Consider the following 23200-nt stretch of genomic DNA (forward strand, 5'->3'; position numbering starts at 1 on the left):
CGGCTGGCCCGGCTGGCCCGGCTGGCCCGGCTGGCCCGGCTGGCCCGGCTGGCCCGGCTGGCCCGGCTGGCCCGGCTGGCCCGGCTGGCCCGGCTGGCCCGGCTGGCCCGGCTGGCCCGGCTGGCCCGGCTGGCCCGCGAGGAGCGTACTCGCGTCAGCGCAAGGCGCAAGGAGCGCGCGCGAGTTCGTTGCCGCACCGGCGGCACCGCCCGCCGGCAGCCCCCCGGCCCACTCCCCCGTGAGACCTCCGTAACCCCCGCTGCCCTCCCCTCGCTGACGGCCCGTCGGCCGCCACTCCACGTCGAGCATCACACCCGCCTCCGGCGCGAGCCGACCCCCGGCATCCTGCCGGTTCAGCAGCGAGCCCGCGCGCACCGCCCCCACCGGGGCGATCCGCAATCCCTCCGCGCCGAGCGTCGAGCGCAGCAACTCGTGCCGGTCCAGCAGTACTTGGAGGGCAGCCGCCACCTCCTCGCGCCCCGCCCCCGGCGGCACCCGCACCTCCGCCGACCACGCCTCGTCCGCCGCCACGGCGTACCGCATCGGTTCGGTCAGCGGGACCACATGCGGCTCCCCCACTGCGGGAGCAGCCGTCGCGGCGAGCGCGGCCGGGCTCTGGTGCTGGAAGACGTCCCACGGGGAGAGCGTCAGCCCGGCGGCCCGTGCCCGGCTCGCGAGCTGGATCGCGACGATGCTGTCGCCGCCCAGGGCGAAGAAGCCGTCGTGGACGCCGGCCCTCGGCAGGCCGAGGACTTCGGCGAACAGCCGGCACAGCAGTTCCTCGTGCGGAGTCGTGGGGCGCTCGGCGCCGACGGCGTGGGTCAGGTCCGGTTCGGGCAGGGCCCGGCGGTCGAGCTTGCCACTGGGGGTGAGGGGCAGCGTGTCGAGCAGGACGACCGCGGACGGGACCATGTGCCCGGGGAGGCGGGCGGCCGCGTACTGGCGGAGCTCCTCCGCCGTCCCCGTCCCCGGCCGTGGCCCGGCTCCGGGCGTCCGTACGGGCACCACGTAGGCCACCAACTTCGCGCCGCTTCCCCGCTGTTCGCGGGCGGCCACCGCGACACGGTCCACGTCCGGATGCCGGGCGAGGACCGCCTCGACCTCGCCGGGCTCGATCCGGAAGCCGCGGATCTTGACCTGGTCGTCGGCGCGCCCGGCGTACTCGAAGAGGCCGTCGGCGCGCCGCCGTACGAGATCGCCGGTGCGGTACATGCGCTCGCCGGCCCGGCCGGCCCGCTCGGCGAACGGGTCGGCGACGAACCGCTCGGCGGTGAGCGCGGGCCTGCCGAGGTAGCCCCGGGCGAGCCCGGCCCCCGCGAGGTACAGTTCGCCGACCGCGCCGGTGGGCACGGGTTGCAGACAGGCGTCCAGGACGTGGGCCCGGGTGTTCCACAGGGGCCGGCCGATGGGCGCGTCCGCCCCGTCGGCCTGCGCGTACAGGCTGTCGGCGCCGGTCTCGGAGGCGCCGTAGAAGTTCAGCAGCAGGGCGTTCGGGAAGAGTTCGGCGAAGCGCTCGGCGAGCGCGCCGGGCAGGGCCTCGCCGCTGCTGATCCACAGGGTGCACGGGTCGAAGGCGCGCCGTTGGTCCTCGTCGAGTTCGAGGACGGCCCGCAGCAGGCTGGGGACGACGGTGATGCGGGCGACGCCCTCGGCGGCGACGAGCGCGGCGAGTTCGGGCAGGCTCCTGGCGGCGACGCGGTCGGCGAGGACGACGGTGCCGCCGTGCAGCAGCGGGCCGAGCAGTTCGCTCGTACCGTCCGCGAAAGCCAGGGAGGTCTTGGCGCACACGGGCTCGTCGGGGTGCCAGGGGTGGCGGTCGTGGAACCAGGCGAGGCGGTTGACGAGGGCGCGGTGCGGGGTGACGACGCCCTTGGGGGTGCCGGTGGTTCCGGAGGTGTACAGGACGCAGGCGGCCCCCAGGGGTCCGGGCCGGGGGCCGGCGGGCGGCCGGGTGTCGGGGCAGGCGGCGAGTTCGGCGCGCACGCGCTCGTCGTCGAGGTCGAAGGTCCACGGGCCCGCGTCGGCGGGGAGGCCGCCGCCCTGGGTGACGGTCAGCCGGGGGCGGGCGTCGCGCAGGACGGTGGCGTTGCGCTCGGCCGGATAGTCGGGGTCCAGCGGCAGATACGCGGCGCCGGTCTTGAGGACGGCCAGGACCGCGACGACGAGTTCGGGGGTGCGGGGCAGCGCGAGGGCCACGGTCTCCTCGGGGCCGGCCCCGGCCCGGGCCAGGAGGTGGGCCAGGCGGTTGGCGCGGGCGTCGAGTTCGGCGTAGCGGATCGTTTGCCGGCCGGTACCGGTGCCGAAGACGAGGGCGGTCCTGTCGGGCGTGCGGGCGGCTTGTGCCTCGAAGAGCTCGGGCAGGGCGGCGTCCGGCAGCGGGCGGTCCGTGCCGTTCGCGCCGAGGAGTTCGCGGTCGAGCCCTGCCGCGTCGCGCAGGGCGGCCAGGCGTACGGGCCGGTCGGGTGCGGCGGTCAGCGAGTCGAGCAGGGCGTGCAGATGGCCGAGGAGGGCCCGGACGGTTCCGGGCCGGAACAGGTCGGTGCGGTAGGTGGCCTCCAGCGCGAGGTCGTCGCCGGTGGCGACGGCGGCCAGGGTGAGTTCGAAGGCGGTGGTGCCGTTGGAGACGGGCCGCGGGGTCACGGACAGCCCGTCGAGCCCGAAGGCCGCGAAGGTGTCGGTGCGCAGCAGGAACATCACGTCGAAGGGGGCGGTGCGGGAGCCGCCGCGCTGGGGCCGCAGTTCCCGCAGGACGTGCTCGAAGGGCACCTCCTGGTGGGCGTAGCCGGCCGTGCACTCGTGTTTGACGCGTGCGAGGACCTGGCGGAAGTCCGGGTCGCCGGTGAACCCGGTGCGCAGCAGCAGGGTGTTGTCGAAGTTGCCGATCACGGTGTCGTACTCGGCGCGGTCGCGGTTCATCACCGGGGTGCCGAGCGCGATGTCCTCGCTTCCGGTGCAGCGGTGCAGCAGGACGGCTGTCGCGGCGAGGAGCACCATGAACGGGGTGGTGCCGGTGGTACGGGCGAGGGCCGTGACGCGTTCGGTGAGGGTGCGCGGGAGCGGCCGGCCGAGGACGGCGCCGTCCTCGGCGGGGGTCGCGGGGCGGGGGAAGTCGGTGGGCAGGGCGACGGGTTCGGGCCAGGGGTCGAGCCGTTCGCGCCAGTGCGCGAGGGCGGCGGCGGTACGGGCGGGGTCGGCGAGGCGGTCGTGTTCCCGGCGGGCGTGGTCGGTGTATCGCGCGCGCGGTGCCGTGGGGGCGGGGGTGCGGCCGGCGCGGCGGTCGGCGTAGGCGGCGGCCAGGTCGCGGAAGAGGATCTCCCAGCTGCCTTCGTCGACGGCGATGTGGTGGGCGACGACGACGAGGGTGTGCTCGTGGTCGCCGGTGCGTGACAGGGCGGCGCGCAGCGGGAGTTCGGCGGCGAGGTCGAAGGGTTCGCGGCCCAGTTCGCGGGCGTGCCGGTCGGCCGCTGCCGGGCGGTCGGCGGCGGGCAGGGCGCGCAGGTCGGTGACGGGCAGGTCGAGGAGGCCGGGGCCGGCGGCGTCGGCGCGTACGGGTGCGGGGGTGCCGTCGGCGGCCTCGTGGTAGCGGGTGCGCAGGATCTCGTGGCGGTCGACGAGGTCGGCGAAGGCGGCGCGCAGGGCGGGGAGTTCGAGGGGGCCGTCGAGCCGGAAGGCGAGGGTGAGGTTGTTGGCGGCGCTGTGCGGTTCCAGCTTCTGCAGGACCCACATGCGCTGCTGGGCGGAGGAGAGGACGGGGTCGGCGGGGGCGGTACCGGGCTCCGGCGGGGTTTCCGGGGTGTCGAGGAGACCCTTCTCGGCGAGCCTGCGGCGCAGGAGGGCGCGCTTCTTCTCGGCGAGGCCGGCGTCGGGGCCGACGGGCCGTCCGTCGTCCCCGTCCGCCGTACCGGCCGCGTCGGCGGCCCCGTACTTCTCCCAGTGCGCTCCGAACAACTCCTGCTCGTCCGGGGCCCGTTCGGGGACGGGCCGGGAGATCACCGTGTGGTTGAGCAGGTGCCGCCAGGTGAGGTTGCCGGAGGTGCCGCTGCCGCCCCAGCTGCCCGCGGCCAGCGTCGTGGTGAAGGGGACGCCGCTGGTGAAGCTGCCGGTGTTCGTCATCGTCGACTGGTTGACGACCACCCGGCAGGTGGGGATCTCCTCGGCGAGCCGCGCCACCCGGTCCTCGCGGCCGGTGTGGATGCCGCAGCTGTGGCCTCGGCCGCAGCGGTCCGACCAGGTGCGGACGAGCCGTATGGCGTCGGTGAAGTCCTCGTAGACGCACCAGGTGAGCACCGGTGCGAGCTTCTCGCGCAGGATCGGGTCGTCGCGTTCGGGGTCGGCGCACGCGAGGACGAGGAGGGTGGTCCCGCCGGGGTCGTCGAGGGGGACGCGGGCGGCTTCGGCGAGGGCGGCGGCGGGGCGGCCGATCAGGTCCCGGTCCGGGCGGTCGCCGTCCTGCCACAGCGCGGAGCGCACCCGTTCGGTGGCGTCCTCGTCGCAGAAGTGGGCGCCCCGGAGAGCGAGTTCGCGGCGGAAGGCGTCGGCGACCGAGGCGTGGACGAGGACGTTGCTCTCGGAGGAGCAGGAGGTGCCGTTGTTGTATGCGGCGCCGGTGGCGACGGCCTCGGCGGCAGCGGCGAGGTCGGCGGTCTCGTCGACGACGACGGTCGGGTTGCCGACGCCCGCGCCGACGGCAGGCGTGCCGCTGGCGAAGGCGCGGCGTACGGTTCCGGCGCCGCCGATGGCCACGATGTGGTCGGCTTCGCGCATCAGGGCGGTGCCGGCCTCGCGTCCGGTGACCTCCAGGCACTGCAGCAGGTCGGCGGGGGCGCCGGCCCGGGTGAGGGCGGCGCGCATCAGCTCGACGGTGCGTCGAGTGGTGCGGTGGGCACGGGGGTTGGGGGTGAAGACGGCGGCGTTGCGGGTCTTGAGCACGGTCAGCGCGTTGCAGACGACGCCGGGGGCGGGAGCGGTCGCGGGCGTGGCGACGGCGATGACGCCGAGCGGTTTGGCGAGGGTGCGCAGGCCCGCCTCGGGCCGGTCCTCGACGACGCCGGTGGTGGTGACGCCGTGCAGGTCGCGCAGTACGCCGAGGACGCGGCGGCGGTGCAGGGCGTAGAGGTGCCCGACGTCGCCGAGTCCGGTCTCGGCGTGGGAGGCGCGGGCGAGTTCGCGGGCGTGCTCCTCGCGGTAGCACTGCCAGGCGACGGCGGTGACGGCCTCGTCGACGCGTTCCTGGGGCCAGTGGGCGAACGCGGCCTGGGCGCTGCGGGCGCGCCGCAGTGCGGCCCGGACGGCTTCGGTGACCATGGATCAACTCCTGCGGTGCTCGCGGGGGCTCGTCCGCGAGGAAGGGCGGGGGGTGGGGTGGTGGCGGCGCGTCAGTGTGCCGGGGCGTGGGCGGTCAGCGCGCGCAGTGCCGTGAACCACAGGTCGGCGAGTTCCGCGACGGCCCCGGCGGGCAGCAGTGCCTCCGGCCAGGACCAGCGCACGTGCAGTTCGGGGCCGGTGGGGCGGTTGAGGGTGTAGGCGTTGACGTCGAGGCTGTAGCCCAGGGGCATTTCGGGGTCGGCGGCCGCGCTGAAGTCGGCGGCCTCGTCGGCGAGGGTGAACTGTCCGCTGTCGGTCTCGCCGGTGGTGAACCGTCCCAGGTAGTTGAACTCGATCTGGGGGACGGGGAGTTGCGCGAGTACGGGTGCGGTGTCGGGGTTGAGGTGGCGCAGCAGCCCGTAGCCGATGCCGTGGTCGGGGACGGCGCGCAGCCGTTCCCGGACGCTCTTGACGGTGTCGGCGAGTCCGCTGCCGGTGGCCAGGGCCGTGGTGGGGTCGGCGGGGCCGGGGTCGAGGCGGACGGGGTGGACGCTGGTGAACCAGCCGACGGTGCGGGAGAGTTCGGCGCCGGGCACGGCCTGTGCCTCGCGGCCGTGGCCTTCGAGGGCGACGAGGACGCCGTGCCCGGCGGTGCCGCTGGCGCCGGTGCGGCGGGTGTGCCAGGCGGAGACGGCGAGGGTGAGGGCGGAGAGCAGGATGTCGTCGACGCCCGCTCCGTAGGCGGTGGTGGTGCCGGTGAGCAGGGGCGCGGTGTCCTCGGTGGGCAGGGTGCGGCTGTGGTGCCGCTGGGTGCGGGCCGTGTCGCGGGCGGGGTCGAGGGGGCGGTCGGTGAGCAGGGGGTCGGGTGCGGCCAGGATGTCCTGCCACAGGGCGAGTTCGGCTTCCCGGGCGGGGGTGGTGGCGGCGCGGGCCAGTCCCCGGGCCCAGTGCCGGAAAGAGGTGGGGACGGGCTCCAGGGCGACGGGCCGGCCCGCGGCGGCGGCCCGGCAGGCGGCGGCGAGGTCGGGCAGCAGGACGCGCCAGGAGACGCCGTCGACGACGAGGTGGTGGCCGACGAGGAGGAGCCGGTCGTGTGCCGCGTCGCCGGTGTCGAACCAGACGGCCTGCAGGACGGTGCCCCGCTCGGGGTCGAGCCGGCCGAGGGCGGCGTCGAACTCGGCGTCGAGCAGCGGCCGCAGCTGTTCCCCGCTCCTGGCGGGCGCGGCCACCCGGTGCACCAGGTCGTGGGCGTCGACGCTGCCCGCGGGGGCGATGTCGGGTCCGTCGGGGGTGAGGCGGGCGCGCAGCATGTCGTGCCGGTCGACGAGGGCCGCCACCGCCGTGCGCAGCACGTCGAGGGTGAGCGGGTGGGGCGGGCGCAGCAGGTTGGCCTGGGCGTAGCGTCCGCAGGGGCCGCCGGTGTCCAGCATCCAGTGCATGATCGGGGTGAGCGGCAGGGGGCCGACGGCCTCGTCGGGGTCCTCGGCGGGTGCGGGCCCGCCCGTCTCGTGTGCGGTGGCGGCGAGTTCGGCGAGGGTGGCGCGTTCGAAGATGTCCTTGGGGCTGAGGCCGAGTCCGGCGGCGCGGGCGCGGGCGGTCAGTTGCAGGGAGACGATGCTGTCCCCGCCGAGGGCGAAGAAGTTGTCGTCGGCGCCGACGGCGTCGAGGCCGAGGAGGTCGGCGACGAGCGCGCACAGGGTGCGTTCGCGGTCGGTGGCGGGTTCGCGCGCGGTGGTGGCGGCGGCGCGGGTGGGGGCGGGCAGGGCGGCGCGGTCGAGCTTGCCGTGGGTGGTCAGCGGCAGCGCGGGCAGCGGGACGACGGCGGCGGGCAGCATGTGCTCGGGCAGTGCCTCGGCGGCGAAGGCGCGTACCTGCGCGGGGTCGAGCAGGGTGCCGGGAGCGGGCACGGGGTAGGCGACGAGCCGTTTGACGCCGGGGCGGTCCTCGCGGGCGACGACGGCGACCTGGGCGATTCCGGGGTGCCGGGCCAACGCGGCCTCGACCTCGCCGAGTTCGATGCGGAAGCCGCGGATCTTGACCTGGTCGTCGGCGCGTCCGGCGAAGTCGAGCTGTCCGTCGGGGGTCCAGCGCACGACGTCCCCGGTGCGGTACATGCGGCAGCCGGGCTCGCCGAAGAGCGCGCCGAAGGGGTCGGCGACGAAGCGGGCCGCGGTGGTGCCGGGGCGGCGCAGATAGCCGCGGGCGAGCCCGGTGCCGGCCAGGTAGAGCTCACCGGGGACGCCGGGCGGCACGGGGCCGAGCCGGTCGTCGAGGACGTAGGCGCGGGTGTTGGTGACGGGCCGTCCGATGACGGGGCGTTCGCTCTCGCGCAGTTCGGCGACGACGGCGTCGACGGTGGCCTCGGTGGGTCCGTAGAAGTTGTAGGCGCGGGTCGTGGGCAGGGCGCGCAGTTCCTGCCACACGGCGTCGGGCACGGCCTCGCCGCCGACGCCGAGCCCGGCGAGCGGGCAGGTTCCGCCGGCGGTGAGCCCGGCGGCGGAGAGCTGCCCGTAGAAGGACGGGGAGACCTCGATGAAGTCGATGCCGCGTCCGGCGAGCCAGCGCAGTTGGGCGTCCGCGTCGCGGCGGGTGTCCTCGTCGAGGATGTCGACGGTGTGCCCGGCGAACAGGGCGAGGAGTGGCTGCCAGGAGGCGTCGAAGGAGAACGACCAGCCGTGGCCGACCCGCAGCCGGCGCCCGGCGGCGCGTGCGGCGGGCCCGTAGACGTGGCGTTCGTGGTGGGCGAGGAGTTCGACGACGTTCTGGTGGACGGTGACGACGCCCTTGGGGTCGCCGGTGGAGCCGGAGGTGTGGATGACGTAGGCGGGGTGGTGGGGGCGCAGGGGCCGTATCCGGTCGGCGTCGGTGAGGTCGGTGGCGGGCATCGCGGCGAGTTCGGCGCGGGTCCGGGCGGAGTCGACGGCCACCGCCTCGGTGCCGTCGGGCAGTTGCTCCCGCAGGGCTTCGGTGGTCAGCAGCAACCGGGGGCGGGTGTCGTGCAGCAGGTAGGCGATGCGGCTCGCCGGGTAGGCGGGGTCGACGGGGACGTAGGCGGCGCCGGCCTTGTGCACCGCGAGGAGGGCGACGACGGTCCGCAGGGAGCGGGGGAAGGCGAGGGCGACCAGGTCCTCGGTGCCGATGCCGCGGCGGACGAGCCAGTGCGCGAGGCGGTTGGCGCGGGCGTCGAGTTCGGCGAAGGTCAGTTCCTCCTCGCCGAAGGCGAGGGCGGTGGCGTCGGGGGCGGCGGCGGCCTGCGCGGCGAAGAGCTGCGGGAGGGTCCGTGCGGCCACGGGGCGGGTGGTGGCGTTCCAGTCCTTGAGGATCGTGCGGCGTTCGCGCTCGCCGAGGATGTCGGCCCGTACGGCGCACTGCCGGTCGTCGGTGAGGAGGGCGTCCAGGAGCCGTTCGAAGCGTTCGGCGAGGACGGCGGTGGTGGGTGCGTCGAGGAGCGCGGGCTGGTGCTCGAAGGTGATGCGGAGGCTGCCGTGCAGCAGCAGCGGGACGAGGGTGAGGGGGTAGTGGGTGGCGTCGTGGTTGGCGAGGCCCTGGATGCGCAGCCGGCCGGTGGTGTCGGCGCGTTCCAGGCTCTCGGTGACGAGGGGGGCGTTCTCGAAGACGACGAGGGTGTCGAAGAGGTCGCCGAGTCCGGCGGCGCGCTGGATGTCGGCCAGGCCCAGGTGGTGGTGGGGCAGCAGCCGGGTCTGCTCGTCCTGGATCCGGCCCAGCAGTGCGGCCAGGGACTCCTCGGGCCGCAGCCTCACCCGGACCGGCAGGGTGTTGATGAACAGGCCGATCATGGACTCGACGCCGGGGAGTTCGGCGGGGCGGCCGGAGACCGAGGCGCCGAGGACGATGTCGTCGCGGCCGGTGAGCCGGCCGAGGAGGAGCGCCCACAGGCCCTGCACGACGGTGTTGAGGGTCAGCCCGTGCGCGCGGGCCCAGGCGCTGGTCCGGCCGGTGCGTTCCACGCCGAGGTCGAGGGTGATCCGGCCGGGGGTTCCGGCCGCCCGGCTCCGGCCGGCGGACGGCCCGCACAGCAGGGTGGGTTCGCTCAGGCCCGCGAGTGCCTCCCGCCAGGCGGCCTCGGCGGGCTCTTTGGGCCGGCCGGCCAGCCAGGCGAGGTAGTCGCGGTACGGGCGGGGGCGGGGCAGGGCGTCCGGGCGGCCGTCCTGTGCGTAGAGCGCGGCGAGTTCGCGCACCAGCAGGGGAACGGACCAGCCGTCGAGCAGGATGTGGTGGCTGTGCACGACGAGGTGGTGCAGTTCCGCTTCCAGGCGGACGAGGCGGAAGCGCAGCAGGGGCGGGTCGGCGAGGTCGAAGCGCCGCTCGCGGTCGCCGGCCAGCAGGCGCTCCAGTTCCCTCTCGCGGTCCTCGGGCGGGCGGCCGGTCAGGTCGCTCTCCTGCCAGGACAGGGTGACGGACGCGGGGATGATCTGCACCGGCTGCGGTACGCCCTCGCTGAGGAAGGCGGCGCGGAGCTGGGGGTGGCGGCGCAGGAGCGCGTCGGCGGCCCGGCGCAGGGCCGCCGCGTCGAGGGGGCCGCGCAGTTCCAGGACGAGCTGCATGGTGTAGACGTCGTGGGCCCGGCTGTCGAACAGGGCCTGGAAGAGGAGCCCTTGCTGCAAGGGGGCGAGCGGCAGGATGTCCTCGATACCCGGCTTTTCCACGGACTGGTGTGTCATGTGCGGTGCCTTCTGTCCCCGTTGTGATGGTGCCCGTTGTGATGGTGCCCGTCGTGGCGGTGCGCTGTGGTGGGTGGATCTACAGCTGTGCGTCGATCTCCTCGGCGGAGAGCGCTTCCACCTCCAGGTGGATCCCGGCGATCTGCTCCAGCCGGCCGGGCGCCCTCTCGTGCGCGGCGAGTTCGGCGGCGAGGCCGGTGACGGTGGGGTGGGCGAAGACGGAGCGCACCGACAGCTCGGTGAGGTCGAGGGCCTCGCGGAGCCGGCCGACGACGCGGGTGGCGAGCAGGGAGTCGCCGCCGAGGGCGAAGAAGTCGTCGTGGACGCCGACGTGCCGGGCCCCGAGGACGTCCTGCCAGACGGCGGCGACGACGCGTTCGAGGGCGGTGGCGGGGGTCTGCCGCGTGCCGTGGTCGTCCTGGCCGGCGGGGTCGTCGGGGGCGGGCAGGGCCCGCCGGTCGACCTTGCCGTTGGCGGTGAGCGGGAAGGAGTCCAGGACGGTGACGGTGGCGGGCACCATGTGCTCGGGCACCCGCTCGCGCAGGTGCGCGCGCAGCTGCGGGCCGTCGGGCGCGGGCTCCTCGGGGTGGCGGGTGACGTACGCGGCCAGCGCGCGGTGTCCCTTGCCGTCGGGGCGGCCGACGGGCAGGACGACGGCGCCGGAGACGGCGGGATGGGCCTGCAACGCGGCCTCGATCTCGCCGAGTTCGATGCGCATGCCGCGGATCTTGACCTGGGTGTCGGCGCGGCCGACGAACTCGATGGTGCCGTCGGGCAGGAAGCGGCCGAGGTCGCCGGTGCGGTACAGGCGCTCCCCGGTCACGGGGTGGGTGACGAAGGCGGCGGCGGTGCGCCCGGGGTCGGCCCAGTAGCCTGCGGCGACGCCGGGCCCCGCGACGTACATCTCGCCGGTGACGCCGTCGGGGCGGTCGCGCAGTGCTTCGTTGAACAGGTGGTAGCGGGTGTTGGCGACGGGCCTGCCGTAGGGGACGCTGCGCCAGTTCGGGTCGACGGCGGTGACGGGGTGCCAGATGTTCCACAGCGTGGTCTCGGTGGGCCCGCCGACGCTGACGACCCGTACGCCGGGGATGCCGTCGATCAGTTCGCGGGGAACGTGCAGGGGGATCCAGTCGCCGCCGAGCAGGACCAGGCGCAGGGCGGCGAGGGGGGCGCGGGAGCCGCGGGTCTCCTCCAGCAGCATCTCCATCATCGCGGGGACGGAGTTCCACACCGTGACCGCGTGCGTCCGGGCCAGTTCGGCCCAGTGGGCGGGGTCCTGGGCGCGGTCGGCGGCGGGGACGACGACGGTGCCGCCCGCGCCGAGGACGCCGAAGACGTCGAAGGCGGACATGTCGTGGTGCAGGGCGGTGACGGCCAGGGCGCGGTCGTCCTCGCCGAGGCCGAACTCCTCGGCGGTGGCGAGGAGGGCGTTGACCATGCCCCGGTGGCGGATCATGGTGCCTTTGGGTTCCCCGGTGGATCCGGAGGTGAACAGCACGTAGGCCAGGTCCTCGGGGCCCGCCACGGCGGGCGTCCCGGGCGTGGGCGGCTCCTCGGCGTCCGGGCCGGTGCCCGGTTCGATGTCGACGTACAACACCTCGGCTTCGTCGGGCAGTTGATGCCGCTCGCGCAGGTGCGACTGGGTCAGGACGTGCCGTACCCCGGTGCGGCGGAGCACGGAGGCGAGGCGGGCGGCGGGCTGTCCGGGGTCGAGCGGCAGGTAGGGGGCGCCGGCGAAGAGGACGCCGTAGGCGGCGGCGAACTGTTCCCAGCCCTTGTCCATCAGGACGGCGACGGGCTGTCCGGGCCTGGCTCCCCGGCGGCGCAGCCAGTGGGCGACGGTGCGGGCGGCGGTGCGCAGCCCGGCGTAGGTGAGGGTGCGGCCGTCGGCGATGACGGCGGTCCTGTGCGGGTGGCGTTCGGCCTGTTCCTCGAAGAGGGTGTGGACGAGGATGCCGGGGATCTCGCGGTCGGGCCCGGCGACGCCGGGGCGGACGACGGTGTTCCCGGTGTCGAGCGGGACGTGCGGGGCGTGCCAGCTGTCCTCGTCGGCCTCCAGGCGTTCCAGGAGGGTCCAGAAGGCGTGGAACATGTCGTCCATGAGCCCGTCGGGGAAGAGTTCCTCCACGGCGTCCCAGTTGACGTACAGTTCGCCCTCGTGCTCGTCGATCTGCACGTCGAGGCAGACCTGCGGGGTCTGGGAGATGGTGAACAACTCCCGCAGCCGGCCGCCGAGGAGCGGCTTCTCGCCGCCGCGCAGGCCGATGGTGCTGGTGAGGACGACGGGCATGAGGGCGCCGTGGAAGCCGCCCTGGACGCGGACGAGTTCGCGCAGCAGGGTGACGCCGCTGACGTGCTGGTGGGCGAGGTCCTCCCAGATGCGGTGCTGGACGCGCGCGGCCCGTTCGGCGAAGCTGCCGCCGGTGCGCAGATCGACCTCCAGCAGGGAGAAGGAGGCGAACTCGCCGAGGACGCGTTCGGCCTGGGGGTGCAGCGGCAGCCGGTTCATGCGGGGGACGTTGAGGGCGAAGCGCGAGCTGTCGCTCCAGACGCCGATGACCTCGGCGAAGGCGGCGAGCGTGAGCCCGGTGGGGGTGAGTCCGGCGTGCGCGGCGCGGGTCCTGAGCCGCTCCCAGCGTGCGGCGTCCATGCGCCCGCGCCGCCCGGTGAAGCGCGGACGGTGCACGGTGGAGGGGTCCTTGGCGAGCGGGAGGCGGGGGGCGGCGGGGAAGTCGGGCAGCCGCTCGGTCCAGTAGCGCAGGGAGCGCTGGTGGGCGTCGCTGTCCCTGGTGGCGGCCTCGGCGAGTACGTAGTCCCGGAAGGTGGCCTCCAGCTCGGGGAGTTCGGCCCCGGGGTCGGCGTAGAGCACGTCGAGGTCGGCCAGGAGCAGTTTCCAGCTGAGGTAGTCGAGGATCAGCGCGTCGAAGTCGGCGTGGACGCGCCAGGTCTCCTCGGTGAGGCGGGCGGCGACCAGGGAGAACAGGGGGCGGCCGTCGACGGGCAGGACCTGGTGGGACATCCGCTCGCGGATCGCGGCCAGTTCGCGGGCGACGCGGCCCTCGTCGGCGCCGCGCAGGTCGACGGTCCGCAGCGGGACGGGCGGTGCCTGCGGCAGGACGCGCTGTTCCCCGCGCTCGGGGTCGATGACCAGGCGCAGCACGTCGTGGCGGGCCATGAGCGCCTGCCAGGCGGCGGTGAAGCGGGGGAGGTCGAGGGGGCCCTCGAACTCGTAGTAGGCGTGGGTGGAGACGTTGCCGAGCTCGAACAGGTCGGTGCGGCCCAGGAGATACGCCTGCTGGGTGTCGGTCAGCGGGAAGGGCTCGTGGCGGCGGGCGGGGTCGGGAACCAGCCGAGGGAGGTCGATGCTCACCCTGGTACTGCCTTTCGTCACTCAAGGCTCGTGCTGCGGTGCGGGAGTGGGGAGTGCGGGAGACGGGGATGCTCAGCCGAGGGCGCGGGTGATCGCCTCGATCACCGCTGCCCGGTGCTCGGCGAGGTAGAAGTGGCCGCCGGGGAAGGTGTGCAGGGCGAAGGAGCCGTGCGTGGCCTCGGCCCAGGCCGCGACGTCGGTCACGGGGGCGGAGGGGTCGTCGGTGGCGGCGAGGGCGGTGATGTCCGTGCGCAGCCGGACGCCGGGGGCGGGGCGGTAGCTCTCGATGAGCCGGTGGTCGGCGCGGATCGCGGGCAGGAGCACGGCGCGCAGATCGGGGTCGGCCAGGGCCCGTACGTCCCCGCCCAGCGCGCGCAGCGCCGCGACGACGCCGTCGTCGGGCAGCAGGTGCGTCATCTGCCCGGGCGGGACGGCGGGCTGACGGGAGGGTCCCTGCCGCGCGGAGACGATCAAGTGGTGTACGGAGCCGGGCCGGTGGGCGGTCAGCCGGCGGGCGACCTCGTGGGCGACGGAGGCGCCCATGCTGTGCCCGAAGAGGGTCAGCGGTACGTCGGCCCGGGGCAGCAGGACCTCGGTCAGGTGCGCGGCGAGGACGCTCATGTCGTCCAGGCACGGCTCATCGATCCGGTTCTCCCGGCCGGGGTACTGCACGGCCCACAGCGCGCAGTCGGCGGGCAGCCGGTCGGCCCAGTCGCGGTAGAAGCCGGCGGTGCCCCCGGCGTGGGGGAAGCACACCAGGCGCCGGCGGGGGGCGGGGCCGCCGGGTGCGGCCGCGCGGTGGACGGTGATCCAGGGGGTGGCGGTACTCGCCGCCGGGGAGGCGCGCACGTCCTGCTCACACCTCCGTGAGCGCCGGGGCCCCGGCGAGGGAGCGGACGATCTCGCCCACCCGGACCGCGGTGTTGGACAGCAGGCTGGAGGCGAGGCCGTGGGTGTGCTCGGTGGGGCCTTGCAGGTAGATGCCGGCCCGTACGTGCTCGTCGGTCTCGACGCGGTAGTCCCGGCGCACCCGTACCCGGCCGTCGGCGTCGGTGCGGCAGTACGCGCCGCTCGCACCGAGGGCCCCGGTGACGGCGGCGGGCCGGTAGCCGGTCGCGTAGACGAGGTGGTCGGCGGCGAGGACGGTGCGTTCGCCGGTGGGCAGGAACTCCACGGTGGCCCGTACGCCGTCGGGGCCGGCGGTGACGTCGGCGACGCGGGAGAGGTGGTGCACCTGGAGCCGCTGCCGGCCGTGCACCTTCTCCTGGTAGACGCGCCGGTACAGTTCGTCGATCAGGTCGAGGTCCACCACCGAGTAGTTGGTGCTCCGGTGGTAGTCGAGCATCATCCGCTTGACGTCCTCGGGGGCGGTGTAGAAGTGGTCGACGGCCTCGGGGTCGAAGATGCGGTTGACGAAGGAGCTGTCGTCGGCGGGGGCGTAGCCGTAGCGGGAGAAGACGGCGTGCACGGTGGCGCCGGTGAAGCGGCGGTGCAGGTATTCGACGGTTTCGGCGGCGCTCTGCCCGGCGCCCACGACGACGAAGCCGCGGGGGTCCGCGTCCGCGGGCAACGCGTCGAGGCGGCCGAGGAGTTCGTGGTTGTGCCACACGCGCTCGCCGGTTTCCGCCTGCGGCGGCAGGTGGGGTCGCAGTCCTCCGGCGAGGACGATGTTGCGGGCCCGGCAGACCACGGGTCCGTCCGGGGATCCCGGGTCGCGGGCGACGACGTCGAAGGCGGTGACGGCGCCGTCCTCCTCGACGGGCCGGACGTCGACGACCTCGCTGCCGTAGGACACCAGCGGCTCGAAGTGGGCGGCCACCCATTCGAGATAGTGGTGGAATTCGGCGCGGGACGGGTAGAGCATTTTGTGGTTGATGAAGTCGACGAGCCGGTCGTGGCGGTGCAGATAGGCGAGGAAGCTGAATTCGCTCGTCGGGTCGCGCAGGGTGACCAGGTCCTTGAGGAAGGACACCTGCATCGTCGTGTCGTCGATGAGCATGCCCCGGTGCCAGCCGAAGGCGGGTTGTTTCTCGAAGTAGCGGCTGCTGAGCGTCTTTCCGTCGGGGGCGCCCGCGTTGTGTTCCGCGAGGGCGACGGCGAGCGCGAGATTGGACGGCCCGAAGCCGATGCCCACGACATCCACGGCCGCCGTCTCCGGCGGGTTCGACCCTGCCACGTCATTCCCCGTTCTGCGCGCTCTTGGGACGCATGTCCAGCCAGTGCGTCTCGATATGGTCAAGGCTGCTCTTGCGGTCCGCCGGCCCGAAGTCCACGGACCAGCCGGCGGGTACGCCGAGGGTCGCGGGCCAGAGGGAGTACTGGTGTTCGGCATTGGTCAGGACGAGATACGCCGAGCGCTCGTCCTCGAAGGGATTGGGCACGCCACATCCTTTACGGAACTCGTGGGGGGAGGGGGCGCGTTCAGCGGGGCGTCGGCATCTCGGCGGCGAGCAGGGCGGACCACTGCCGTACGGTGGGGGTCTTCGCCAGTTCGACGAAGGGGATCCGCGCGCCGCGCTCGCGCCAGCGGGCGGAGAGCGTCATCAGACGCACCGAGTCCAGTCCGGCGGCCAACAGGTTGTCGTCGTCGCCGAGTTCGGCTGCGGGGCGGCCGAGGACCTCGGCCACGTCGGTGCGGACGGTCTCGCGGGTGAACGGCCCGTGCTGGGTCACTGTCGCCAGTCTCCTGTGGTCGGGTGTGCCGATGACGAGGCAGGAAGGACGGCGAAGAGCTCCGGCGGGCCGAACGGTCGGGCCGCGCGCCGGAGTTGCCGGCACGCCGTGGTCGCTGCTGCCTCGCTGCTCGCGGACCGCGCCGCGAGGAACGCTTACATAGGTAAACCTAACCTAAGCAAAGAGCAGGCAACAACAGTGTCAGATGTGGCGCCGGTCACACAAGAGGCGCCCCGGCCCGCGGGGGCGCGGGACGCCTCACGAAGTACTGACCTTCGATCAACTCCTTGTCTTTTGAATCAGCTTGATCCTGGGTCAGATCGTCTGGGCCGTGGGTGTCTCCGCCGCCTCCCCGCTGTCCGTCGGCCGCGCGGCGGGCCGGCGGCCCGGCAGGACGAGGGAGAGCAGCGCGGCCGCGACGAGCAGGGCCGCCCCGCACAGCAGCGCCGTGCCGTAGCCGGACGTGAGGGCGGCGAGCGGGGAGTCGCCGTCGGCGGCCGCGTTCGCGCTGCGGCTGGTGGCCACCGACACGGTCACGGCGAGGCCGAGCGAACCGCCCACCTGCTGGGCGCTGTTGAGCATGCCGGAGGCCATGCCCGCGTCCTCGGCGGGCACGGTCCCGGTGGCGGCTCCGGCCAGCGGGACGAAGCAGGCGCCGATGCCGAGGCTGGTGACCAGCGAGGGCCCGAGGACGGTGCCGAGGAAGGTGCCGTCCACCGCGATCCGGCTGAACCACAGCAGCCCGGCGGCCCCCACGAGCGTGCCCGCGGCCACCAGGACGCGCGGTCCGGTCCGGGCGACGAAACGGCTCGCGAGCAGGGCGCTGGTGGTGAAGCCGACGCAGAACGGCAGGAACGCCACGCCCGCCACGGCGGGCCCGTAGTGGAGGACCTGCTGGAGGTACAGGGAGACGAAGTAGAAGCTGGCGAACTGTCCGGAGGCGAGCAGCAGCATCGTGAGGTTGGCGCCGCTGACCGCGCGGTGCGTGAACAGCCCGAGCCGTACGAGCGGTTGGGAGGCGCCCTTGGCCTCGTAGGCGACGAAGCCGGCGAGCAGGACGAGGGCGGCGCCGAAGCAGCCGAGGGTGGTGCCGGAGGTCCACGCGTCGGTGCCGGTGCGCACCACGCCGTAGACGAGGGCGGCCAGTCCGGCGGTGCCGAGCACGGCGCCGACGACGTCGAGCCGCGGCCGCCGCTCGGGGCGTCCGTCGGGCACGTACCGGCCGGCGGCCGCGGCGAGGACGACGATCGGCACGTTGATCAGCAGCACCCAGCGCCAGTCGAGGTATTCGGTGAGCACTCCCCCGATCAGCACGCCGGCCGCGCCGCCCGCGGCGCCCGCGGCGCTCCACAGCCCGAGCGCGCGGGCCCGCGGCGGCCCGGCCGGGAAGGAGGTGGTGACGATGGTGAGGGCCACGGGCGCGAGGACCGCGGCGCCCAGGCCCTGGGCGGCGCGCGCGGCGACGAGCTGTCCGGGCGCCTGGGCCAGGCCCCCCGCCAGGCTCGCCAGCCCGAAGAGGGCGAGGCCGCTCCACAGCACCCGGCGGCGGCCGAGGAGGTCGGCGATCCGGCCGCCGAGCAGCAGGAAGCCGCCGAAGACCAGGGTGTAGGCGTTGACCACCCACAGCAGTCCCGCCTCGGTGAACCCGAGTTCCGAACGCATCGCGGGCAGCGCCACGTTCACCACGGACGCGTCCAGCGTCACCATGAACTGGACCGCCACCACGACGGCCAGTACCCATCCGTACCGGACGGGGCCCTGCGCCGCCGTCCCCTGCTCTCGCATGCGTGATCCCCTGACTCTCTTCCCGGCCCGCGCGCGCGTCCGCGCGGGCGTGCTCACAGCTCGTTCGGGTCCTCGACCGCGACCCACTGCTCGACGGTCATGCCCTGGCGCCAGTAGCCGGAGGCGGTCAGCTCCGTACGTCCCAGGCCTCGTTCCTCGCGCAGGTGGCGGCGGATGCGGCGGACGCTGCCGGCCTCCCCCGCGACCCAGGCGTGCACCAGGCCGCCGGGCCAGGGGAGTTCGCGCACGGCCCGCTCCAGCGGTGTGTCCTGCGCATGCGGCCCGGGTCCCCGGTGGACCCACTGGACGCTCACGCCGGGGCCCTGCGGCAGCTGCTGTTCCTCGTCGGCGTCGGCGACTTCGACGATCGCGTGGGCCCGGGCGCCCTCGGGCAGCCGTTCCAGCATCGTGGCGATGGCGGGCAGCGCCGACTCGTCACCGGCCAGCAGATGGAGGTCGGCCTGCGGGGAGAGGTCGTGGCCGCCGCTGGGTCCGGCGATGCCCAGCACGTCGCCGGGCCGGGCGTCGAGGGCCCAGCGGGCGGCGCGGCCGTCGCCGTGGACGACGAAGTCGATGTCCAGTTCCCCGGTGTCCGTATCGAAGCGGCGCACGGTGTAGCTGCGGGCGTGCGGGACGACCGCGCCCTCGGGGTAGCGCAGCCCCCAGGGCCCGATCTCGGGGAGCGCGGGGGGCTCCCCGCCGGGTTCGCCGAAGAACAGCTTGACGCGCTCGTCCGCCGCGAGCCCCGCGCGAAAGCCCCGCAGGCTCCCGCCGCCGACGGTCAGCCGCAGCATGCGCGGCGTGAGCGCGGTCGCCCGCAGCAGGGGGGCCAGGTAGGTCTGGAATCCGGCCGCGCTCCGGCGGGTCCGTACGGATCCGTCCGCTCGTGCCATGACGATGCCTTTCTCGCGATCCTCGCTGACGCAGCAGTTACCGTACACGTATAAAAACAGTATCCTCAAGCACGTCCGGCAGATCGGATCCGGCCGGGGCGGCCGGATCCCCGGGAAGCGGCCCGGGGCCGCGGCGCGCACGAGAGAGGGCGGAACACTGACGAAGAGCACGCAGGAGCGGCCGCGAAGGGGGCGGCCGCCGCGGCTGTCCCGTGAGCACATCGTCACGGCGGCGTACGAGATCATCCTCAAGGAGGGCGCCGAGAATCTGACGATGCGTCGGCTCGCGACGGCGCTGGGCAGCACCGCGATGGCCGTCTACCACCACGTGCGGGACAAGGACGAACTGCTCGCGCTCGTCCTGGAGCACGTCGCGCGCAATCTGCCGCACCCCGAGCTGCCCGAGGAGCCCAGGGCGCGCCTGGAAGCGGTGTGCGCGCTGATGCACCGGGCGTTCGTGGACAACCCGTGGGTCGTGCCCATCGTCGCGCGCGGCGAGCTGGTGGGGGCCTCCGCGCTGTGGATGACGGAGGAGATCATCGGCGCGCTCGTCTCGTGCGGGCTCGGCCACGAGGAGGCGTTCTGGGCGCACCAGACGCTGTGGTACTACACGGCGGGCCAGGTCCTCGCGACCGTGCCGCGCCACGGCGAGGAACCGCCCGGCGGCGCGGCGCACTGGCCGGAGGGACTGGCCAGCGGCGAACGGCAGGAGGAGTTCCCGCACTTGAGCCGGCTGGCCGGCTCCTCCCGGGAGCTGGAGCAGCGCTACAGCTACCTCCAGGGGGTCCGGCACGTCCTCGACGGTGTCCTGCCCTAGGGCGTCCGGGCGCGGGCCCCGGACGCCGTGTCCTGCGGTACGACGGGTCGTCAGTGCAGCTTCTGCGCCTTGCCGATGGCGGTCGCCAGCCGCTCGATCAGCGGCGCGTAGCCCGCGTAGGAGAACTGTGCCTCGTTGTTCCACGGCACCACCTGGTCGGCCTTGACGGCGGGCAGCTCCCGCCAGGTGGGCTTGGAGCGGCGCAGTTCGTCCAGCGGCAGGTTGTTGCTGCGCTGGTCGAGCAGGATCACATCGGCCGGGTAGGCGTCGGCGTTCTCCCAGCTGTGGTTCTCCCAGAAGCCCGGTTTGCCGGGGTTCGTGGGTTCGATGACGTCGACGCCGAGCTCCCGGTAGTAGCGGATGTCGGGGTAGGCGCCGGGCACGCCGACGGAGAAGTTGTCGGCCTGCGCGGCCGCCGCCATCACCTTCAGGCCGGGCCTGCCCTCGGCCGCCCGCCGCAGGGAGGCGACGGCCGCCTCGAAGCGCTTCTTCGCCTCGGCGGCCGGCCCGCCGCCGACGTCCGCGCCGAGGGACTCGGCGAGCGCGGCGTAGCGCTCGATGACGGTGAGCAGGGAGGCCTTGGCGGCGGAGATGCCGACGCTGGGCGCGAAGCCGAAGATCTTGTCGGCGCCCTCCTCGGGCAGCTGCCAGAAGGCGGGCGGCTGGACCATGTTGCCGACGAGCAGGTCGGGCTTGAGGGACATGTACTTCTCTATGCTGAACTCGCCCGGCCCGTTGCCGACGACCGTCAGCTTCGCGAGGTCGAGGGAGCCCGCCTGCGGGGTGGGGCTGCCGTTCTTGTAGGTGCTGGGGCCGTAGATGCCCACGCAGTCGATGCCGAAGTCGTGCAGGGCGGCGGCGGAACCGACGTAGCCGACGATGCGCCGGGGACGGGAGCCGGCCTTGACGAGGGTCCCCCGGTCGTCCTTGAAGCTCCACGCGCCCCCTCCCGAGGAGGAGTTGCCGCCGCCCTTGGAGCCGCCGTCGCCGCAGGCCGCGAGGAGGGCGCCCAGGCCCGCGGCGCCGCCGGCGGCGAGCAGTCCGCGGCGGGAGAGCCGCGGGCGCGAGGAGACGCCCCTCATCTCCCGTGCGGCGGAGGGCTCCTGGGCGGTCGGGCCCGGGGTGGCGGTGGTCATGGCGCCTCGCTCTCATCAGGACGTGGGAATGACGTGGGAATGACGCGGGAATGCGGTCGCAACCGGACGGTGGATCAGATGGCTCAACTGCGCTTCGTCACCTGCGTTTTCGGCAGCGCGGCAGATGACGGCTCCACTGACGCCCGCGCAGGGTGAGGTTAGGCTAACCTACTTGAATGTTGTTGGACACGGCGCCTTCCTCTGGTTCCCCCGAATCCCCCGGTTCCCGTGCGCGTTCCGCTGACGGCACATCACCCGAGCACCCGGTCCCCCGCCGCCGCAACTCCACGCGTGCTCTGGGGCTGTTGCTCTCCTGTGCCGCCCTGCTGCTGATCGTGCTGCTGAGCCTGATGGTGGGGTCCCGGTCGATGTCGCCCGGCGAGGTGTGGCACGGGCTCTTCCACGCGACCGGTACGGCGGACGACGTGGTGGTCGGTGAGGTACGCGTGCCTCGTACGCTGCTGGGCGTGCTGGCGGGGGCCGGGCTGGGGCTGGCCGGTTCGGTGATGCAGGCGCTCACCCGCAATCCGCTCGCCGACCCGGGGCTGCTGGGCATCAACGCGGGCGCCTCCGCCGCCGTCGTGACCGCCACGAGCTTTCTGGGCGTCACCTCCCTGACCGGCTATGTGTGGTTCGCCTTCCTCGGCGCCGGCACCGTCTCGGTGCTCGTGTACGCGATCGGCGGGAGCCGGGCCGCGACGCCGGTGCGGCTGGCGCTGGCGGGCACGGCGGTCACGGCCGCGCTGTTCGGCTACATCAACGCCGTGCAGCTCCTGGACTCCACGGCGCTGGAGAAGATGCGTTTCTGGACGGTGGGTTCACTGGCCTCGGCCAACTCCGGCATCGTCGTGCGGGTCGCGCCGTTCCTGCTGGCCGGGGTGGTGCTCGCGCTCGCCCTGGCCCGTCCGCTCAACGCGCTCGCGCTGGGCGAGGACGCGGCCCGCGCGCTGGGCGCGAACCTCACCCGTACCCGTGCTCTGGCGATGGTCACGGTCACGCTGCTGTGCGGGGCGGCCACCGCCGCCTGCGGCCCGATCGTCTTCATCGGCCTGATGGTCCCGCACCTGGTGCGTGCCCTCACCGGCCCCGACCAGCGCTGGATCCTGCCCTGTTCGGCCGTCCTGGCCCCGGTGCTGCTGCTCGGCGCCGACGTCCTCGGCCGGGTGGTCACCCGCCCCGCCGAACTCCAGGTCGGCATCGTCACCGCGCTCGTGGGCGGCGTGCTCTTCGTCCATCTCGTACGGCGCCGGAAGGTGGCCCAGCTTTGAACTCCCCCGCCCGGACCGCCGCGACGCGGTCCGCCCGTCCCGTCCTGCGCTTCGGTGCGGGGCTGTCCGTGCGGTACTCCGTCCGCCCGGTGCTCGCGTGCGTGCTGCTGCTGGCCGCGGCGGCGGGCTGCGGCATCGCCCTGATCGGGGCCGGCGAGTACCCGGTCGCCCCGCAGGACGTCGCCCGCGCCCTCTTCGGCGACGGCAGCCCCGCCGATGTCTACGTCGTCCGCGAACTGCGCCTGCCGCGTGCCCTGACCGGGCTGCTGGCGGGGGCGGCACTCGCGCTCGCGGGAGCCGTCTTCCAGAGCGTCGCCCGCAACCCCCTGGGCAGCCCTGATGTGATCGGTTTCGGCCAGGGTTCGGCCGCGGGCGCGCTGTGCGCCATCGTGCTCCTGCACGGCTCGACCGCCGCCGTGCAGGCGGGCTCGGTGATCGGCGGGCTGCTCACCGGGGCGCTGATCTATCTGCTGGCGTGGCGCAAGGGCATCCACGGCTACCGTCTCGTGCTCGTCGGCATCGGCGGCGCGGCCGTACTGACCGGCGTCAACCAGTACTTGCTCACGCGTGCGGCCATCGGCGACGCCACCCGGGCCGTGCTGTGGCTGACCGGCTCCCTCAACGGCCGTGGCTGGCAGCACGTCTGGCCCCTGCTGGCCGCGTTCGCGGTGCTCGCGCCGCTCGTTATCGGCCATGCCCGGCACCTGGGCATGCTGGAGATGGGCGACGACGCCGCGAGCGCGCTGGGCGTGCCCGTCGAGCGCGTCCGCCTGACCGTCATGGGCGCGGCGACCCTGCTCACGGCGGCCGCGACGGCGGCGGCCGGTCCGCTCGCGTTCGTCGCCCTGACCGGCCCGCAGCTCGCCCGCCGGCTCACCCGCTCCCCCGGCCCCAACCTCTTCCCCGCGGCCTGCATGGGCGGCGCGCTGCTGCTCGCCGCGGACTGGCTGTCCCAGCACCTCTTCGGCTCCGACCAGCTCCCGGTGGGCGCGGTGACCGGGGTGCTCGGCGGCGTCTATCTGCTGTGGCTGCTGGCGAGCGAGCGCCGGGCGGGCCGCATATGACCCCCACCACCCCCACTCCCGACGAGGTGACGACAGTGAGCCCCGCATCCCGACCGAACACCCGGCTCACGGCCGAGGCGGTCACCCTCGCCTACGAGCAGCGGACCATCGCCGAAGGGCTGAGTGTCGCGATACCCGACCGTTCCTTCACCGTGATCGTCGGCCCCAACGCGTGCGGGAAGTCGACCCTGTTGCGGGCGCTGTCGCG

14 protein-coding genes are annotated in these 23200 nt (G+C 74.3%); 4 read left to right on the forward strand and 10 right to left on the reverse strand.

Annotated elements, in window-relative coordinates; translation table 11 throughout:
* The 9 genes from ACFP1Z_RS22745 to ACFP1Z_RS22785 all read right to left on the reverse strand — a co-directional run.
* The coding region (locus ACFP1Z_RS22745) for an amino acid adenylation domain-containing protein (RefSeq protein WP_390318838.1) at nt 1-5304 on the reverse strand (5304 nt) is incomplete at its 3' end.
* Nucleotides 5305-5375: 71 nt separating this feature from the next.
* Nucleotides 5376-9986, reverse strand: a complete 4611-nt coding sequence (locus ACFP1Z_RS22750) for an amino acid adenylation domain-containing protein (RefSeq protein ID WP_390318839.1) — start codon at nt 9984-9986, stop codon at nt 5376-5378.
* A gap of 79 nt (nt 9987-10065) precedes the next feature.
* Nucleotides 10066-13356, reverse strand: coding sequence for a non-ribosomal peptide synthetase (locus ACFP1Z_RS22755; RefSeq protein ID WP_390318841.1), 3291 nt, complete (start codon nt 13354-13356; stop codon nt 10066-10068).
* A gap of 72 nt (nt 13357-13428) precedes the next feature.
* Nucleotides 13429-14205 carry a thioesterase II family protein gene (locus ACFP1Z_RS22760; protein WP_390318842.1) on the reverse strand — a complete coding sequence of 259 codons (777 nt, stop codon included), beginning with the start codon at nt 14203-14205 and terminating at the stop codon, nt 13429-13431.
* Between the two features lie 7 nt (nt 14206-14212).
* Nucleotides 14213-15532 carry a lysine N(6)-hydroxylase/L-ornithine N(5)-oxygenase family protein gene (locus tag ACFP1Z_RS22765; protein WP_390318844.1) on the reverse strand — a complete coding sequence of 440 codons (1320 nt, stop codon included), beginning with the start codon at nt 15530-15532 and terminating at the stop codon, nt 14213-14215.
* Between the two features lies 1 nt (nt 15533).
* A complete protein-coding gene (locus tag ACFP1Z_RS22770) occupies nt 15534-15737 on the reverse strand; it encodes an MbtH family protein (protein WP_390318846.1) in 204 nt (67 codons plus the stop codon).
* Between the two features lie 40 nt (nt 15738-15777).
* A complete protein-coding gene (locus ACFP1Z_RS22775) occupies nt 15778-16029 on the reverse strand; it encodes a phosphopantetheine-binding protein (protein WP_390318848.1) in 252 nt (83 codons plus the stop codon).
* A 315-nt stretch (nt 16030-16344) separates the two neighbouring features.
* Entirely contained in the window at nt 16345-17814 is a 1470-nt protein-coding gene (locus ACFP1Z_RS22780) for an MFS transporter (RefSeq protein WP_390318850.1), read from the reverse strand.
* Between the two features lie 53 nt (nt 17815-17867).
* On the reverse strand, nt 17868-18707 hold the full coding sequence (locus ACFP1Z_RS22785) for a siderophore-interacting protein (protein WP_390318852.1): 840 nt from the start codon (nt 18705-18707) through the stop codon (nt 17868-17870).
* Between ACFP1Z_RS22785 and ACFP1Z_RS22790 the strand changes: the two genes are divergently transcribed.
* Nucleotides 18706-19524 (forward strand): TetR/AcrR family transcriptional regulator, encoded by an 819-nt coding sequence (locus ACFP1Z_RS22790; protein ID WP_390318854.1) that lies wholly within the window; start codon nt 18706-18708, stop codon nt 19522-19524. The genes ACFP1Z_RS22785 and ACFP1Z_RS22790 overlap by 2 nt on opposite strands.
* A gap of 50 nt (nt 19525-19574) precedes the next feature.
* On the opposite strand, the gene ACFP1Z_RS22795 is transcribed toward ACFP1Z_RS22790, so the two are convergent.
* On the reverse strand, nt 19575-20606 hold the full coding sequence (locus ACFP1Z_RS22795) for an ABC transporter substrate-binding protein (RefSeq protein WP_390318879.1): 1032 nt from the start codon (nt 20604-20606) through the stop codon (nt 19575-19577).
* A gap of 230 nt (nt 20607-20836) precedes the next feature.
* Between ACFP1Z_RS22795 and ACFP1Z_RS22800 the strand changes: the two genes are divergently transcribed.
* The 3 genes from ACFP1Z_RS22800 to ACFP1Z_RS22810 form a co-directional block, all read left to right on the forward strand.
* Nucleotides 20837-21928 (forward strand): FecCD family ABC transporter permease, encoded by a 1092-nt coding sequence (locus ACFP1Z_RS22800; RefSeq protein WP_390318856.1) that lies wholly within the window; start codon nt 20837-20839, stop codon nt 21926-21928.
* Nucleotides 21925-22992, forward strand: coding sequence for a FecCD family ABC transporter permease (locus ACFP1Z_RS22805; protein WP_390318859.1), 1068 nt, complete (start codon nt 21925-21927; stop codon nt 22990-22992). Before ACFP1Z_RS22800 ends, ACFP1Z_RS22805 begins: the two co-directional genes overlap by 4 nt.
* Nucleotides 22989-23200, forward strand: a 212-nt coding sequence (locus ACFP1Z_RS22810) for an AAA family ATPase (protein WP_390318860.1), incomplete at its 3' end; no start/stop codon positions are given. The genes ACFP1Z_RS22805 and ACFP1Z_RS22810, both read left to right, overlap by 4 nt.

Source organism: Streptomyces gamaensis (assembly GCF_042656465.1).
Classification (GTDB): domain Bacteria; phylum Actinomycetota; class Actinomycetes; order Streptomycetales; family Streptomycetaceae; genus Streptomyces; species Streptomyces gamaensis.

Excerpts from the sequence above, each read along its gene's own strand:
- ACFP1Z_RS22795 (WP_390318879.1), bottom strand. The coding sequence starts at position 20,606 with ATGAGGGGCGTCTCCTCGCGCCCGCGGCTCTCCCGCCGCGGACTGCTC.
- ACFP1Z_RS22785 (WP_390318852.1), bottom strand. The coding sequence starts at position 18,707 with ATGGCACGAGCGGACGGATCCGTACGGACCCGCCGGAGCGCGGCCGGA.
- ACFP1Z_RS22750 (WP_390318839.1), bottom strand. The coding sequence starts at position 9,986 with ATGACACACCAGTCCGTGGAAAAGCCGGGTATCGAGGACATCCTGCCG.
- ACFP1Z_RS22780 (WP_390318850.1), bottom strand. The coding sequence starts at position 17,814 with ATGCGAGAGCAGGGGACGGCGGCGCAGGGCCCCGTCCGGTACGGATGG.
- ACFP1Z_RS22800 (WP_390318856.1), top strand. The coding sequence starts at position 20,837 with ATGTTGTTGGACACGGCGCCTTCCTCTGGTTCCCCCGAATCCCCCGGT.
- ACFP1Z_RS22790 (WP_390318854.1), top strand. The coding sequence starts at position 18,706 with ATGACGATGCCTTTCTCGCGATCCTCGCTGACGCAGCAGTTACCGTAC.